Origin of the sequence: Flavobacterium sp. LC2016-01 (assembly GCF_009711135.1) — a bacterium.
In the GTDB taxonomy this organism is placed as follows: Bacteria; Bacteroidota; Bacteroidia; order Flavobacteriales; family Flavobacteriaceae; genus Flavobacterium.
This window is the reverse complement of sequence record NZ_WMIC01000006.1, coordinates 15,344-32,364: the sequence shown is the minus strand read 5'-3', so window position 1 is coordinate 32,364 and position 17,021 is coordinate 15,344. Positions and strand designations below refer to the sequence as shown.

At 36.1% G+C, this 17,021-nt stretch carries 11 protein-coding genes; 7 read left to right on the top strand and 4 right to left on the bottom strand.

Annotated features, from left to right (window positions below):
- Nucleotides 1-80 precede the first annotated feature (80 nt).
- From GKZ88_RS13265 to GKZ88_RS13235, 7 genes are all read left to right on the top strand, one after another.
- Complete coding sequence (locus GKZ88_RS13265; RefSeq protein WP_155102848.1) at nt 81-236, top strand: hypothetical protein; 156 nt, start codon at nt 81-83, stop codon at nt 234-236.
- 108 nt (nt 237-344) lie between these two features.
- Nucleotides 345-722, top strand: a complete 378-nt coding sequence (locus GKZ88_RS13260) for a response regulator (RefSeq protein WP_155102847.1) — start codon at nt 345-347, stop codon at nt 720-722.
- 50 nt (nt 723-772) lie between these two features.
- Nucleotides 773-2,233, top strand: a complete 1,461-nt coding sequence (locus GKZ88_RS13255; protein WP_155102846.1) for an ATP-binding protein — start codon at nt 773-775, stop codon at nt 2,231-2,233.
- Nucleotides 2,220-2,651, top strand: coding sequence for a response regulator (locus GKZ88_RS13250; RefSeq protein ID WP_155102845.1), 432 nt, complete (start codon nt 2,220-2,222; stop codon nt 2,649-2,651). The genes GKZ88_RS13255 and GKZ88_RS13250 overlap by 14 nt, the downstream gene beginning before the upstream one ends.
- A 103-nt stretch (nt 2,652-2,754) precedes the next feature.
- Nucleotides 2,755-9,129, top strand: a complete 6,375-nt coding sequence (locus tag GKZ88_RS13245) for a HAMP domain-containing protein (RefSeq protein ID WP_155102844.1) — start codon at nt 2,755-2,757, stop codon at nt 9,127-9,129.
- 19 nt (nt 9,130-9,148) lie between these two features.
- Nucleotides 9,149-10,372 (top strand): hybrid sensor histidine kinase/response regulator, encoded by a 1,224-nt coding sequence (locus GKZ88_RS13240; protein WP_155102843.1) that lies wholly within the window; start codon nt 9,149-9,151, stop codon nt 10,370-10,372.
- 708 nt (nt 10,373-11,080) lie between these two features.
- Complete coding sequence (locus GKZ88_RS13235) at nt 11,081-13,024, top strand: glycoside hydrolase family 97 protein (RefSeq protein WP_155102842.1); 1,944 nt, start codon at nt 11,081-11,083, stop codon at nt 13,022-13,024.
- An 86-nt stretch (nt 13,025-13,110) separates the two neighbouring features.
- Here GKZ88_RS13235 and GKZ88_RS13230 read toward each other — a convergent pair whose 3' ends face one another.
- Genes GKZ88_RS13230 through GKZ88_RS13215 form a run of 4 tightly spaced genes read right to left on the bottom strand, consistent with a single transcriptional unit; the run spans nt 13,111 to nt 16,958 of the window.
- Nucleotides 13,111-14,544: a glycosyltransferase gene (locus GKZ88_RS13230; RefSeq protein ID WP_155102841.1), complete on the bottom strand. Its 1,434-nt coding sequence runs from the start codon at nt 14,542-14,544 to the stop codon at nt 13,111-13,113.
- Between the two features lie 10 nt (nt 14,545-14,554).
- A complete protein-coding gene (locus GKZ88_RS13225; RefSeq protein WP_155102840.1) occupies nt 14,555-15,376 on the bottom strand; it encodes a hypothetical protein in 822 nt (273 codons plus the stop codon).
- Between the two features lie 2 nt (nt 15,377-15,378).
- On the bottom strand, nt 15,379-16,593 hold the full coding sequence (locus tag GKZ88_RS13220; protein WP_155102839.1) for a YaiO family outer membrane beta-barrel protein: 1,215 nt from the start codon (nt 16,591-16,593) through the stop codon (nt 15,379-15,381).
- Nucleotides 16,593-16,958, bottom strand: coding sequence for a response regulator transcription factor (locus GKZ88_RS13215; protein ID WP_155102838.1), 366 nt, complete (start codon nt 16,956-16,958; stop codon nt 16,593-16,595). Before GKZ88_RS13215 ends, GKZ88_RS13220 begins: the two co-directional genes overlap by 1 nt.
- Nucleotides 16,959-17,021: the final 63 nt, after the last annotated feature.

Genomic DNA, 17,021 nt, shown 5'->3' with positions numbered 1-17,021 from the left:
TTAATCTGAAATCATGTAAACGAAAGGAAAATCTTATTCATACTTTCATGGATGAATTAATACCAAAAATTCTAAATTCTATGAAACATTTTTACTTCAAAATACCCACTGCTGTTTTTTTAATTTCGATTATAAATGACAGCTGTGCTTCCCATTGCGATGATGAAGAATACAACGCTGATCAAAGAGCGGATTTTAATTATAAAACGGATAATGTAAAGTCCAAAATTGACTAATAAATTCCCCATTTATTATTTTAAAATTTATTGAATCGAACTTATTAATTCACCTAAATAATGCAGTTCGCATAATTATCATTTTTTAAATAAAAACCAAAAACATATATGATTTATAGAAATATACTGCAAATTGATGATGATGTTGATGATTGCGAATTTTTCATGGAAGCTCTGCAGGCCGTATCTGATGCCGATTATACAGCAATGCACAGTTCGGTTGAAGCACTCAACAAATTAATTCGTCAAGAACTTAGTCCCGATATTATATTTCTTGATTTGAATATGCCAATTATGTCGGGTTTTGAATTTTTAGCCGCGATTAAAATGCAGAAGCTTATTCAGGATATTCCAATTGTTATTTTTTCAACTTCACAATTTGAAGAAACAAAACTAAAAGCCAGAAGTTACGGTGCAAAAGAATTTATTTCGAAACCAAGTGATTTTAATGAACTTAAGAAGATTATCAGTGATTTCACGATATAGCGAATGCGCAATTTTTAATTATTTACTATGGTTTTCTTAAGAGAAAAACAATGAAATTATCGACTCAAATAATTTTAGCCTTTACGTTTATCATTTTGCTTTCTGCTGCAGATTCGTATACTAATTACAGACTGTCGCTCAAGGTAAATCAAAACTCTCAGTTTCTTTCAAAATCAGAAGCCGTAATTCGCAATTCAAATAAAACGCATAGAGCCATTTTACAAATGCAAAGCGCTGTACGAGGATATTTACTGACTAATGACTCCACTTATTTGGTACCTTATTACAGCGGAATAGAAAAAGTACCTGGCTATTTAATAGAACAGCACACGCTCATTGACAGCAACCAAATTCAATCTTCCATTCTAGATTCAATAAGTGTTCTTCATGGTGAATGGCTTTCTTATACATCTGAATTAATTCGGGCAAGAAGAGAAAACCCGACAACGTATCAATATCTTTTAGACAATAAACTCAAAAAGCATATCGGGAAAAATATCAACGACTCCATTACCAAAAAATTCAAAACATTTGATAGAATCGAATATAAAACTCGAACACATCATTCTGAAATGCTGTTGCATTCTTTAAACAAAGCCAGAACTTATTCATTGGTCTTTTTATCCCTAACCATTTTTATCGGAATATGCAGTACCGCTTACATCGTAATGATGATTACAAAACGAATCAACTCGATGGTGCGTGTGGCTGATACGATTTCGAAAGGACGTTTTACAATTGTTCAGGATTATAAAAATGATGAACTGAGTGCACTTGCATCGTCTTTAAATATCATGTCGCGCCGTCTTGAAAAGAATATTCAGGAATTGGAAAACAAAAATGACGAACTCAACAAGTTTGCTTACGTCGTTTCCCATGATTTAAAAGCTCCTATTAGAGGAATTTACAATGTAATCAGCTGGATTGAAGAAGATTTATCAAGCGAACTCTCTCCTGCGCTGCGAAATTACCTGAATATTATTCCGAAAAGAACACAGCGCATGGAAGCTTTGATCAACGGCCTTTTAGATTACGCCCGAATCAACAGAAAAACTTCACCCGAAATCGTAGATACTAATGCGCTTGTCCATGAAATTGCCCAATCAATAGTTCCGAGAAATTTTAAACTCGAAATAATTAATCTGCCAGAACTTTTTACAGAACGCTTAAAACTGGAACAGGTATTTTCAAATTTAATCAGCAATGCGGTTAAATATGCAAAAGCTGAAAATCCATTTATTGAAATAAAAGCTACGAAAGTGCACAATGTTTATGAGTTTTCAGTAGAAGACAACGGAATTGGCATCGATGAAGAATATCATCACAAAATATTTGAAATTTTCCAGACCCTGAGAGAGAAAAACGAAATGGAAAGTACCGGTGTAGGATTAGCCATAGTAAAAAAAATTATTGATGATCAAGGGGAAAGCATTCATGTAGAATCAAAATTGGGCGAAGGAACCACATTTACCTTCACCTGGCGAAATAACAAACAGTATGAGAAAGCCTAATATTTTATTAATCGAAGATGATGAACTCGATACAATATCTGTAGAGCGTTCATTAAAAAAACTGGAGATCAAATATGATCTTCACACTGCATATAATGGTCTTGAGGCACTTCAAATGCTAAGAAAAACGGAAAATCCGCTAATTCCAGATGTTATTCTGCTGGATATCAATATGCCAAAAATGAACGGAATCGAATTTTTACAAATTCTGAGAACTGACGAAAACTTAAAAGACTTGAAGGTATTTATTATGACCACTTCGTCGGAAAGCAGTGATCGGGAAACCGCCGAAAATTTAGGAATTTCAGGATATATCATAAAACCGCTGAATTACACTGATAATACAAAAAGATCAGATTCTATGGATGCTTTCGTGCAATTTCATCTAAGGAAAATTTTATTGAATGAAAACGGATAAAACAATTATGAATTGTGAATTATTAATGAAAAGCGAAAAACTCATAACTTAAAATCGCCAAATCCGCCAACCAAAAACTAAACCTGCTACAACGCCACCAATTATGAAAAATAAAATTCACAACAATAAAACACCAAAAAATGACGTGCTGATCGCTCTGCCTGTCATTACAGATGAAAAAACAGCTGACCGCAGAAGCAAGAAAAACAAAACCGAGGAATCAATTCTCAGTGATGCTGAATTTTTGAAGATTTTGCTGAAAGTCAAAAACGGTAATTTTTCGCAGCGTTTTCCAACCGATCAAGATGGAACAAAAAGGGCTATCTGCGATACTTTGAATGAAATTATTGACCTGAATGAAAGAATGGTTTTTGAATTTCAAAAAGTGGGAAAAAGCATCGGTAAACAAGGAAAATTGACCAACCGCGTTGTACTTGACGGCGCACGCGGTTCCTGGAGTTCCTGTGTTGATTCTGTAAATACTTTGATTTCAGATCTGGTTCACCCAACGATTGAAATTGCGCACGTAATTACATCAGTTGCAAAAGGGAATTTATCACAGGAAATGCCTTTGTCAATTGAAGGGAATCCGCTTCAGGGAGAATTTTTAAGAATTGCCAAAGAGGTAAACGGAATGGTAAAACAGCTGAACCTCTTTTCGATGGAGGTTACGCGTGTGGCGCGTGAAGTGGGTACCGAAGGAAAATTGGGCGGTCAGGCAAAAGTTCGCGGTGTTGGCGGTGTTTGGAAAGATTTGACTGATTCTGTAAACAAAATGGCCAGTAACCTTACCGGTCAGGTTCGTAATATTGCCGATGTAACAACGGCCGTGGCAAAAGGAGATTTATCCAAAAAAATTACCGTTGACGTAAAAGGAGAAATTCAGGAATTGAAAAACACCATTAATACGATGGTGGATCAGCTGAATTCTTTTTCTTCTGAGGTAACTCGTGTGGCGCGTGAAGTGGGTACCGAAGGAAAATTAGGAGGTCAAGCACAAGTAAAAGGTGTTGGTGGAACTTGGAAAGATTTAACAGATTCTGTGAACCAAATGGCCTCAAATCTTACCGGACAAGTTCGAAATATTGCCGACGTAACAACTGCGGTAGCAAAAGGTGATCTTTCGAAAAAAATTACCGTTGACGTAAAAGGAGAAATTCTGGAACTGAAAGATACCATTAATACGATGGTGGATCAGCTGAATTCCTTTTCTTCTGAAGTTACACGTGTGGCGCGTGAAGTTGGTTCTGAAGGAAAACTCGGCGGTCAAGCCAAAGTGCGTGGTGTCGGCGGGGTTTGGAAAGATTTGACCGATTCCGTAAATCAGATGGCATCCAACTTAACGGGTCAAGTTCGTAATATTGCCGAGGTTACAACAGCCGTGGCAAAAGGCGATTTATCTAAAAAAATTACAGTAAACGTTGAGGGAGAAATCCTTGAATTAAAAAATACCATCAATACCATGGTGGATCAGCTGAACTCTTTTGGTGCCGAGGTAACACGTGTGGCGCGTGAGGTTGGTTCTGAAGGAAAACTCGGCGGTCAGGCCAAAGTGAAAGGTGTTGGCGGAACTTGGAAAGATTTAACCGATTCGGTGAACCAAATGGCATCGAATCTTACTGGTCAGGTTAGAAATATTGCCGAGGTTACAACGGCCGTGGCAAATGGAGATTTATCGAAGAAAATTACAGCGGTAGCCGAAGGAGAAATTCTTGAGTTGAAGAAAACCATCAATACAATGGTGGATCAGCTGAATTCCTTTTCTTCTGAGGTAACGCGTGTAGCGCTTGAGGTTGGAACCGAAGGAAAACTCGGAGGTCAAGCCAAAGTAAAAGGCGTCGGCGGAACATGGAAAGATTTGACCGATTCCGTTAATCAAATGGCATCCAACTTAACCGGACAGGTTCGTAATATTGCTGAGGTTACCACAGCCGTTGCAAAAGGCGATTTATCACGCCAAATTACAGTTGATACCAAAGGAGAAATTTTAGAGCTTAAAAACACCATTAATACCATGGTGGGCCAGCTGAATTCATTCGCTTCCGAAGTAACTCGTGTGGCACGTGAAGTTGGTACCGAAGGAAAACTGGGCGGACAAGCACAAGTTGAAGGTGTTGGTGGAACCTGGAAAGATTTAACGGATTCGGTAAACCAAATGGCATCGAATCTTACCGGACAGGTTCGTAATATCGCCGAAGTAACAACTGCCGTAGCAAAAGGAGATTTATCACTCCAAATTACGGTTGACGTAAAAGGAGAAATCTTAGAGCTTAAAAATACAATTAATACCATGGTGGATCAGCTTCGAGGCTTTGCTTCGGAGGTTACAAGGGTTTCGCGCGAAGTTGGTACTGAAGGAAAACTGGGAGGACAAGCAAATGTTCCCGGAGTTGCCGGAACTTGGAAAGATTTAACGGATTCTGTTAATCAAATGGCAGGAAATCTTACTGCTCAGGTACGTAATATTGCCGATGTGGCGATTGCCGTGGCCAATGGAGATATGTCCCGAAAAATTACCGTTGACGTTCGAGGGGAGATTCTTCAATTAAAAGAAACCCTGAATACGATGGTAGATCAGCTTCGTGAATTTGCTTCAGAGGTAACTCGTGTGGCGCGTGAGGTTGGTACCGAAGGAAAATTAGGTGGTCAGGCAAACGTTCCCGGTGTTGCCGGAACTTGGAAAGATTTAACGGATTCAGTGAATCAAATGGCAGGTAACTTGACTACTCAGGTTCGTAATATTGCCGAAGTTACGATTGCCGTTGCCAACGGAGATATGTCGAAAAAAATTACGGCCGATGTTCGTGGAGAAATTCTGCAATTAAAAGAAACCGTAAATACCATGGTGGATCAGCTTCGTGCTTTTGCCTCTGAGGTTACGCGTGTGGCACGTGAGGTTGGTACTGATGGAAAACTGGGCGGACAAGCTTTCGTGCCTGGTGTTGCGGGAACCTGGAAAGATTTAACGGATTCGGTTAACCAAATGGCATCAAACTTAACGGGTCAGGTACGTAATATTGCCGATGTAACCAAAGCCGTAGCAAATGGCGACCTTTCGAAACAAATTACCGTTGACGTAAAAGGAGAAATCCTCGATTTGAAAAACACTTTCAATACGATGGTGGAACAGTTAAATTCATTTGCTTCTGAGGTTACTCGTGTGGCGCGTGAAGTTGGTACCGAAGGAAAACTCGGCGGTCAATCTGAAGTAAAAGGTGTTGCGGGAACATGGAAAGATTTAACAGATTCGGTTAACGTAATGGCGTCTAATCTAACAGGACAAGTTCGTGGAATCGCAAAAGTCGTAACATCTGTAGCAAAAGGAAATCTGAAACAAAAATTATCTATCGATGCTAAAGGTGAAGTTGCGCAATTAACCGATACCATCAACGAAATGATTGATACACTCGCTACTTTCTCTGATCAGGTAACAACCGTTGCTCGTGAAGTTGGTGCGGAAGGAAAACTCGGTGGTCAGGCAAATGTTCCCGGAGCTTCTGGAACTTGGAAAAACCTGACGGAAAACGTAAATCAGTTAGCCGCGAATCTTACTACTCAAGTACGTGCAATTTCTGAAGTTGCATCGGCAGTAACGCAGGGAGATTTAACGCGAACCATTGGTGTTGAAGCAAAAGGCGAAGTTGAAGCACTTAAGGATACCATCAATCAAATGATTTACAATCTTAAAGCAACAACATTGCGTAATCAGGAACAAGACTGGCTGAAATCGAATTTAGCTAAATTTACTCAGATGCTTCAAGGTCAAAAAGAACTTAATGCCGTTACAAAAAAGATTCTTTCAGAACTTGCAGCGGTTGTTACTGCGCAGCACGGCCTTTTCTATATTTTGGAAGAAAACGAAGATTTCATGGACTCAAAACTGAATTTAATTGCTTCGTATGCCTACATTAAACGTAAAGATTCGATGACGCAATACGCAATGGGCGAAGGACTTATTGGTCAGGTTGCAATTGAAAAAGAGCGTATTATTTTAAGTAATGTACCAAAAGATTATATCCGAATTAATTCGGGGCTTGGTGATGCTAAACCGCAAGACGTTATTATTCTTCCTGTTCTTTTTGAAGGCCGACTTAAAGCGGTTATTGAATTGGCTTCTCTTGATACTTTTAATCAGACACATTTAGATTTCCTTGAAGGATTGACAGAAAGTATCGGGATTGTATTGAATACGATTGAATCGAATTCAAGAACAGAAGAATTATTGGTGCAATCACAATCTTTGGCAAGCGAGCTAAAAAGTCAGCAGGAAGTATTAAAAAACACGAATGAAGAATTAGAAGAAAAAGCAATTTTGCTGGCCAATCAAAAAGAAGAAGTAGAACTCAAAAATCAAGAAGTTGAGGTTGCCCGAAAAGCATTAGAAGAAAAAGCAGATCAGCTTACTTTGACCTCAAAATATAAATCAGAATTCCTGGCTAATATGTCACATGAATTGCGTACGCCTCTGAACAGTTTGCAGATTCTAGCCAACGAATTGATCGCCAACCGTGACGGAAATTTATCTGAAAAACAAATTCAGTTTGCTAAAACAATCAATTCTTGCGGAGATGACTTAATTCAGCTGATTAATGACATTCTGGATCTTTCTAAAATTGAATCTGGTTATATTTCTGTCGATTATAATCCGATTAGTTTTGCCGAAATCAGCCGATTTGTGGAGTCGACCTTCAACCCTATTTCTCAGGCAAAACATCTTAATTTTGAAATATTAATGGATGCTAATCTTCCCGAGGTAATGGAAACCGATTCGCAGCGATTAAATCAAATTCTGAAAAATCTATTGTCTAATTCCTTTAAATTCACTGAAAAAGGTGCTGTTAAACTGAATATTTATAAAGCAGATAATAATTGGAAAACCAAAAACAGCAGTCTGGAAAATGCTGAAGCTGTAGTGGCTTTCGAAATTTCAGATACCGGAATTGGAATATCAAAAGAAAAACAAAACATCATTTTTGAGGCATTCCAACAGGCAGAAGGATCTACAAGCCGTAAATATGGAGGAACTGGTTTAGGATTATCGATCAGCCGCGGACTTTCAGATTTATTAGGTGGCAGTATTGAATTGGAAAGTGATACTAACATTGGAAGTAAATTCACCCTGTTTTTACCTCTTAAATTTGTTCATATTGCCGAAATTGAAGATATAAACGTCAATGAAGAAATGAATGTTATTCACGCCGGAAAAAGCCGTTTAAAATCGCTCCCTTCGTCAAGTTTTAACAAATCAGACATTGATTTGTATTTTGCAGATGAAGTTGGAGACGACCGAGCCATTATCAAGCCTGATGATAAAGTGTTGTTAATTGCTGAAGACAATCTGACTTTCGCCAAAATTTTGTTGGAAAGAGCCCATCAGCATGATATCAAAGCCGTAGTAACAACAAAGGGAAATGATGTAATTGACTATATCAATCAGTTTCATCCTCATGCGATTACAATGGATCTTAACATGCCCGATACGAGTGGATGGAAAATTCTGGACCGACTGAAAACTGATTTTACGCTACGACATATTCCGGTTTATATTATTTCAGGTGAAGATGAAAGGAACAAAGGTTTAAAACGCGGTGCCCGAAACTTCCTCGTTAAACCTGTAAAAAATGATGTATTGACCGCTCTTTTTAATGATATTCATGACTTTAAAAATAAAAAAGAAAAGAATTTATTAGTTGTAGATGATAATCAAGCCGAATTAAACCGAATTGTCCAAGCCGTTGAAGGAAGCGATATTTCGATATCAACAGCTTTAACTGCAAAAGATGCTGTTGAACTTATTAAAGAAAAGTCATTTGATTGTATTATCTTAGATTTAGTGCTTCCAGATGCTGATGGATTAGATTTAATAAGTGATCTTGAAAACAACATCAGCGGGCAGGAAACAGCCATAATTATTCATTCTGCCGGCGATGTCAACAAAAAACAGCGCAGTAAACTCAGCCGATTTGCACACAGCATTATTACCAAAAGCGCTGTTTCAATTGACGAACTTGTAGATCAGACGGCGCTATTTCTGCATCGTGTGCACAAGGATTTGCCGGAAAGTATGAAACAGCTCATTGAAACTTATTATTTGAAAGAAGATGTTCTGATCAATAAAAAAGTGCTTCTGGTTGATGATGATGTCCGAAATTTATTTGCGCTGACAACTGCTTTGGAACGCTTTGGATTAGATGTTATCAGTGCTGAAAGCGGTCATGAAGCGATTGAAATTTTAAATCAGAATACCAAAATGGATATTGTATTGATGGATATCATGATGCCAGAAATGGACGGTTATGAAACCATGAAAATCATTAGACAAAATGCCAGACATAAAGATTTGACTATTATAGCTGTTACAGCAAAAGCCATGAAAGGAGACAGACAAAGATGTATAGAATCTGGTGCGTCTGATTATATCACAAAACCGGTTAATGTGGAGCAATTATCTTCGTTGATGAGAGTTTGGTTAAAATAATATTTTAAATAAAAACAAAATGGAACGAACTCCTGTTAAAATATTATTAGTTGATGATAAAAAGGAAAATCTGCTTTCGCTTCAGGTCATTCTGGCTGATTTGGGTTTTCAGTTTGTCGAAGCATCATCTGGCAAAGATGCCTTGCGCATTCTCCTTAAAAATCAGGATTTTGCAATTATTCTGATGGATGTGCAAATGCCTCTTATGGACGGATTTGAAACGGCTGAACTCATTCGCCAAAGCGATAAACTAAAGCATGTCCCTATTATTTTTCTGACCGCCAATATGAACACTTCCGATTATATTTTTAAGGGATATCAATCTGGTGCGGTCGATTATATGATTAAGCCATTATCTGCCGAAATTCTTAAGGCAAAAGTGATGGTTTTTACAGAATTGTATAAAAAAAATCGGGAATTACAGCTGAAAGAAGAAGAAACAAATGCGCTCAACGCCAAGATTACGAAAGCTAATGAGGATCTTGCTTCACAATATCTAGCGATCGAAAAATATGCAAATGAACTAAAAAGAAAAAATACGGAACTTGATGCCTTTACACATATTTCAAGTCATGATCTTCAGGAACCATTGCGAAAAATTCAAACTTTTTCGAACATTATTCTCGCTAAAGAATATGATAATTTAAGTCCTGACGGAAGATTAAAGTTTGACAGGATTTTGTATTCAACCAATCGGATGCGGGAATTAATCAATGATCTTTTGGCCTTTTCAAGAACCAATATCATCGATCGTATTTACGAAAATACCGATCTTGAGATTATTGTCGACAATGTAAAAGAAGCGCTTAAGGAAAATATTAAAGATAAAAATGCCTTAATTATTACCGATTTTCACGGAACAATCAATATCATTCCGTTTTTGTTTATTCAGCTTCTTGAAAATTTGATCAATAATTCGCTTAAGTTTTCTCAAAAGGAAATTCCGCTTCAAATCACGATCAAAAGCCGAATGGGCACGGGCAAAGATTTGCACAATGACAAATTAATTCCACTGGAAAATTACTGTCATATCAGTTTTCAGGACAACGGAATAGGTTTTGAACCTGAACATAGCGAAAAAATATTTGGTGTTTTTCAAAGACTTCACACCAGAGAAATTTATGACGGAACCGGAATTGGCCTCGCGATTGTTAAAAAAATAGTTGAAAATCACAACGGCGTAATTATGGCATCTGCACAGCCTATGAAAGGTGCAACTTTTGACATTTTCATTCCGCAGTAATTTTATTTCAGTGAAGATCTTTTGAATATGAAAAACTCGCTGGGTATAATTATTTTCAACACATAGAAACATAGATTTTGTAAACTTATAAAAGGCGTTTCACTTGTATGAACAAACATAGCTATGTGTAAAAATCTAGATTTTTTTAAAATTATCTTTTTTTAATATTTTAAAATCTATGTTTCTATGTGTTAAATTACTTTTTTGCTAATGTAGGACCAAAGAATTATTAGAACATAAAAGATATCCTTTCAAATTGGGAAATCTAAAAGAGTCCTTCAAACTACTTCCTGCGATTTACTGAAGATTTCTCGGTATTTTTGTCACTATCTTCCTCAATTACTTTTTCTCTTCTAAATGTTAGTATTTTACTTCTTATAATAAGCAAACAGACAGAAAATCCAAAAAAAATAATTGACAGCAAAATCATTTCTAAAATTAAGCTGTTCTCGGGTATATTATATAACATATTTTTGTTTCAATCTTTGAAAAGAAAATTTCTATCGTTCATTGCTTAATTGTAAACCTAAAAATGTTTGTTTAAGCCTGCATTCCCTCCTATCTGAACTTTTAGTCCATTCTAAATATTTGAAATTTTTCAAATACTTTCCTTCTCAAAATTTTTCTTTTCAAAAATAGTGTTATTTTTACACTTATTACTGTTTTTTGAACAGCAAACTTTACTAACCGACCAAAATACCGCAAAAAATGAGATATTTCTTTCTTAGTTTTCTCCTGTTTACCATGTCAAATTCGCTTCAAGCGCAAAAACATTCGACATTAAGCCCCGATAAAAATTTAAACCTTGAAGTTTTTGTAGTTGACGGGCTTGCTTATTATCAAGTATTTTTCCAAAATGAGAAATTCCTCGATACCTCACCTTTAGGATTAATAAGTTCTGCTGGTGATTTTACCAAAGGGCTTAAATTAATTGGCAGTAAAACAGCCAAAATTCAAGAATCGTATAAATTAGACCGCTCTAAAGTTAGTCAGGTAAATTATAAAGCAAATGAAATAAAATACAGCTTTACGAACACGAATAATGACACTATAAATATTATTTTCAGAGTTAGCAATACCGATATTGCTTTTAGCTATTTGATTCCGAAAAGCAAAAAAAACAGCGGAAATTGTATTATAGAAAAAGAAATTACTGGTTTTAAACTGCCTTTAAAATCAACTACTTTTATTACACCACAAGCGCCTCCGTTGAGCGGTTGGGAGAAAACAAAACCATCCTATGAAGAAGAATACACACGAGAAGAACCTATTCCAACAAAATCGCAATATGGTTTAGGTTTTACTTTTCCGGCACTTTTTCATGTTGAAGATAAAGGCTGGCTGTTAATTTCAGAAACTGGTATCAGCGGTAATTATCCCGGAACTCGATTGAGCGACGCATCTTCAGATGGAATTTATACAATTAGTTTTCCACAAGAAGGCGAAAACAATCATAACGGAGTAACAACAGCTTCTGGAGTTTTTCCAATGCAGACTTCATGGAAAACTATTACAGTGGGCAAAACTTTAAAACCAATTGTTGAATCTACTGTATCAACAGATGTTGTAAAACCACTCGTAAAAACTTCAAAAATATTCAATGCCGGCCGTGCAAGCTGGAGCTGGATTGTCTGGCAGGATGAAAGTTGCAACTACAATGACCAAAAAACTTTTATTGATTTGGCAGCTGATATGAAATGTGAGTATATTTTAATTGATGCGCTTTGGGACGTGAATATTGGAAAAGAAAAAATGGCCGAATTAGTTGATTATGCAAAATCAAAAAATGTAGGTGTTTTGCTTTGGTACAATTCTAATGGCAATTGGAATACAGCGCCGCAGACGCCAAAAAATAAAATGAATACATCAGAAGCCAGACGTGCAGAAATGCAATGGCTGCAGCAAATTGGCGTAAAAGGCTTAAAAATAGATTTTTTTGGAGGAGACAAACAGGAAACCATGAAACTCTATCATGATATACTTACTGACGCTACAGAATTTGGGCTGAACATCAATTTTCACGGTGCAACGCTGCCTCGAGGCTGGGAAAGAATGTATCCAAATTATATGACCAGTGAAGCAGTTCTTGCCTCTGAAAATTTAGTTTTCCAGCAGGCATTCAGTGATCGATATCCTTCAACAGCAACCATTTATCCTTTTACAAGAAACACAGTTGCTTCAATGGATTTTGGGCCTGTTTTTCTAAATAAACGTTTGAATCGTGAAGCAAATAAAGGCACTATCCGAAAAACTACAGATGCTTTTGAAATGGCAACAGCAGTTGTTTTCTTTTCGGCCGTACAGCATTGGGGATTAACACCAGAAAACTTAACTGAAAAACCAGCTTACTTATTTGATTACCTAAGAAATGTTCCAACCGTTTGGGACGAAACCGTTTTTATTGACGGTTACCCTGGAAAATACTGCGTAATTGCCCGCAGAAAAAATACAAAATGGTACGTTGCTGCCATCAATGGTGAAAATAAAGCAAAAACTATTACTGTAAATTTACCAATGCTGAAAGGCAAAAATGTTTCTATCATAAGTGATGGCGAAGGTCAGGAATCAAAATTCAACACTAAAAAACTAGAAAATGTTTCTTATAATCTGGAACTTTCTGCAAATGGAGGAACGATTATATTTATGCCTTAAATTTTTAAATTTAAACACTAATAAAAAAGCTGAAATTTTACAATTTCAGCTTTTTTTATAATTAATCTTGATCTTTAATTCCGAATTTATTCTTTCTTCGTAAATCCTTTTCTGGTCATTTCTCCCCATCCTTTGGTTCCCATTACTTTTTCTTTATAACCAATTAAGGCCGAATACACCGTTAAGGGATGAAAATACAACGGCTCAATAAAAGCAGCCAAAAGCAGTTTAAAAAAATCAACGTGTTTTGGGTATTTGTGAAAAGTTCGTTCTTCACTAAAAAGGGCCAAAACCGAAAAGAAAACGGCAAAAGTATACACAAAAAGTACCAGTAAAAGGAAGAAATGCCAGTTCAGCAAACCTAAAAGTATAAATACAAGTGTTATTACAAGACCAATAAATTCAATTCCCGGAGCCAGAAATTCAAATAATGCCCAATAAGGCACGCTGAGCATTCCTAACAATTTGTATTTCGGATTCATAAACATTCTTTTATGAAAACTGAGTGTTTCAATTGTTCCTCTCATCCATCGGCTTCGCTGTTTTTTGAATATTTTAAAATCTTCAGGAGCTTCTGTCCAGCAAAGTGGATCTGGAATATAACTTACCGAATAAGGCAGTTTGTTTTCAAGCATATAACGGCGCATGCGCACAACAAGCTCCATATCTTCACCTACTGTTTTTGTGCTGTAACCGCCAGCCAGCAAAGCAATTTCTTTATCAAAAGCACCAAACGCACCGCTGATGAGCAAAAGTCCGTCGAGCCTTCCCCACGCCATTCTTCCCAGAAGAAAAGCTCTTAAATACTCCAAAACCTGAATCCTCGCAATCATATTATCGGGAATATTGACTTCGACCAAACGTCCATTTTTGATCACACATTGATTTGCAATTCTGACCACACCGCCTGTTGCGATAATACGTTTTCCGTACGATTCTAAAAATGGTTTTGCCAGTTTTAACAGCGAATCTTTATCTAAAATACAATCGACATCAATACAAACTACATACGGATTTTGCGCAATATTTAATCCAACATTTAAGGCATCGGCTTTGCCGCCATTTTCTTTATCGGCTACAATTAATTTTTTAAATGCAGCGTTTCTGGACGTATAAATTCCTTTTAGTTTTTTGGTTTCAATCTGTTCATGAAAATCAAATTCGGTTAAAACTAGATCATATGTTTTAATCAGTATTTCCATTGAGTTATCCTTGCTTCCATCGTTGACAACAATAACTTCATAATTATTGTAATTTAAAGAAAGTAACGACTTTACATTTTCTTCAATTGTAAAACCCTCATTGTATGCTGGCGCAATTAAAGAAAGTTTTGGAGCAAATTCGCTTGTAAGAAGCACATCATAATCAACAAAACTATTTTTTTTAAGATAGCTTGTAAGTGCTTTTGAAGAAAGATAGGCTAATATAAGATACGAAGACATGATCAAGATCGCATAGCCCAAAATTAGGACGATGTATAAATCCAGAAACCATGTTAATTCGTTATTTAAAAAATCCATTGGCTTATAATTAAACAGTTAATGACTGTAATACATTCTGCGCTTCGTATTTGATTGTTGTATTCGGAGCTCTATCAATCAATTGCGCTACATACTTAACTTTCTGTGTAAGCTTCAGCTCTTTAATAAGTTTCAATCCGAGTGCAATCACAGTTGTGTTTTTTGATTCTAATAAAAGTTCAACGCCTTTTGTATCGCCTATGTCGTGTTTTTTAAAAGCACTAATAATGTTGACTTGCGTCCAATCGTCAATAGGATCAGGATGTTCTACAAGATTTACAATACCTTTTATTCCGGCAAGTTTAATACCGGCGTTAATTGCAGTGATTTTTAATGTCTTCTTTTTCTTTTTAGAAAATGCAATAATACTGTCAAATGCTTCGGTGATATTAAATTCAGAGAGTTCCGTAATTCCTTTGCATTTTATTTCCCAGCTCAGATTTTTAAGTTTTTTGAACGAATCGTTAATTAATCCAGAGTCTTTATAAAACTGTTCCAATTTTTGGGCATAAACGCCATCATAATTTTTATGAAGATTTATAATCGTTTCTGTTACCGTTTCTCTAAAAAAGGCTTTTTTGAAAAGCAAACTGGTCTCTTTATCTTCTTTTAAAACAGAAAATAAAACATCTTCAAAAACTACAGCCGACATCATTTTTTCGATTACTAAACTGTACTCCGTTTTAAGTCGGGCTCTTTTTATTTTTTTATTTCGGCTCCAAATAATAATCAGATACAAAAACAAAGAAGCACCAACAAACAAACTGATCGAAAAAATCAGAAATGGTACAACCCAATCGCCTTTTTCATATAGTTCCCAAACTTTCATCATAATTAAAAGCGTTTAGTAACAATTAACTGCACATTGAACCTATTTCTGTATTGATCAGGAACATATTCCTCTCGTTCATATAAAAAAATAGGGCGTACAAAAAACGATTCGCCAATTCTATGCTGATATTGCAGACCAGCGCGATACGCTTTTAAAGGCTGTGTAAAACCATTATAGAGATATAAGTACGGAACAGTTCCGTATTGAAGTTCAAATCGGATCAAATTTTCTTTTTCCTCATTAACTTTCTGAACACTTAAAACATGCGAAAACAAAGCATTTCCTGTATCATAATAAGGTCGGTAAGCAAAGGTATAACTGCCCGAATTATAAGCAATTTGACCTGTAAGCAATGTTATATCATCTGAATCGAAATGCATGAATCGGACTCCGAATGCAAAATCAAATTTTTTAACCGGCGCGAAATAATATTCTAAACCCGTTTTTGCAACAGGAAAAACAGTTTGACCTGTTGAAATACCTGCGTTTGCATACAAATAACTTTTGTTTTTGAAGGTCTGATAAAAATCAGTTTCAAAAAGCATTTCGGTATCATTGTTTACATTTCCAACATTTGCTCTACCGACAATTGCTGAACTGCTGAATTTATGCGAATATTCGACATAGCCATAGTGCAAAGGCGACTGCCCCGGATTTGAAGTAGAAATATTAAGATAAGAAGCCGAAACTGCATTTTTAGCTTTTTTGCCAATAAGCGTGCGAATCCCTCTAAACGGCTGTGTACTGTTGTCTGCCAAAGATGCTTTTTCTATGATTTCTAAGGCTTCTTGATCACGATTCAGTTTTTCAAGACAGGACGCTTTAATCTTTATAACATCTGCAGATTTTGAGTCAATTGCTAAATATTTATCACAGTAAACAATACATTTTTCATATTGTTCTGACCAAAAATAAGTGTTGATAATAGCCAGCAAAGCATCCGGATTTGGATTTGCTTTATCTGTTAACGGTGTTAATATTTTTATTGAAGATGGATAGTCTTTTTTCCAGCTGTAAACTCGTCCTTCAAAAACCTGAATATCTTCATTTTCGGGAAATTTTGCACGTAAAGGCGCAATTAATGATAGCGCTTTATCAAAATTGCCTTTTTCTGTTTCTTGTTTTGCCTTTGTCAGAACAGCATCAATATTTATTTCTTGTCCAAAAGTAACGGAAGAAACAAATAACATTATGATTGAATAATATAGATACTTCATCAAGCTTTGATTTTTAATAGCTTATTAATTCGCACTAAAAGAACAGCCGGACTAATTGGTTTTGCAATAAATTCATTGGCACCAATATCAAAAGAGTCCAGTTCCGTCTGTTCAACGCCAGAAGAAGTAAGTATAATTATGGGAATATCAGAATTAATAGTTTCCCTGACATATTGCGTAATTTCCATTCCGCTGATGCCAGGCATATTTATGTCGGTCAAAATGATGTTGTAGTTATTTTTTTTGATGGCATCAAGCGCATCTTTTCCGTCAGAAAACTGGTCTACAGTAAATCCTTTGGACTCGAGGAAAAAAGACAATGATTTGCGTAGGATATCATTATCTTCGGCTAAAATTATTCTCATTGGTAGTGGTATTTGGAGGCAAAATTCAATTTATACTATCCTTGTATTGTAAAGCTAAGGCTT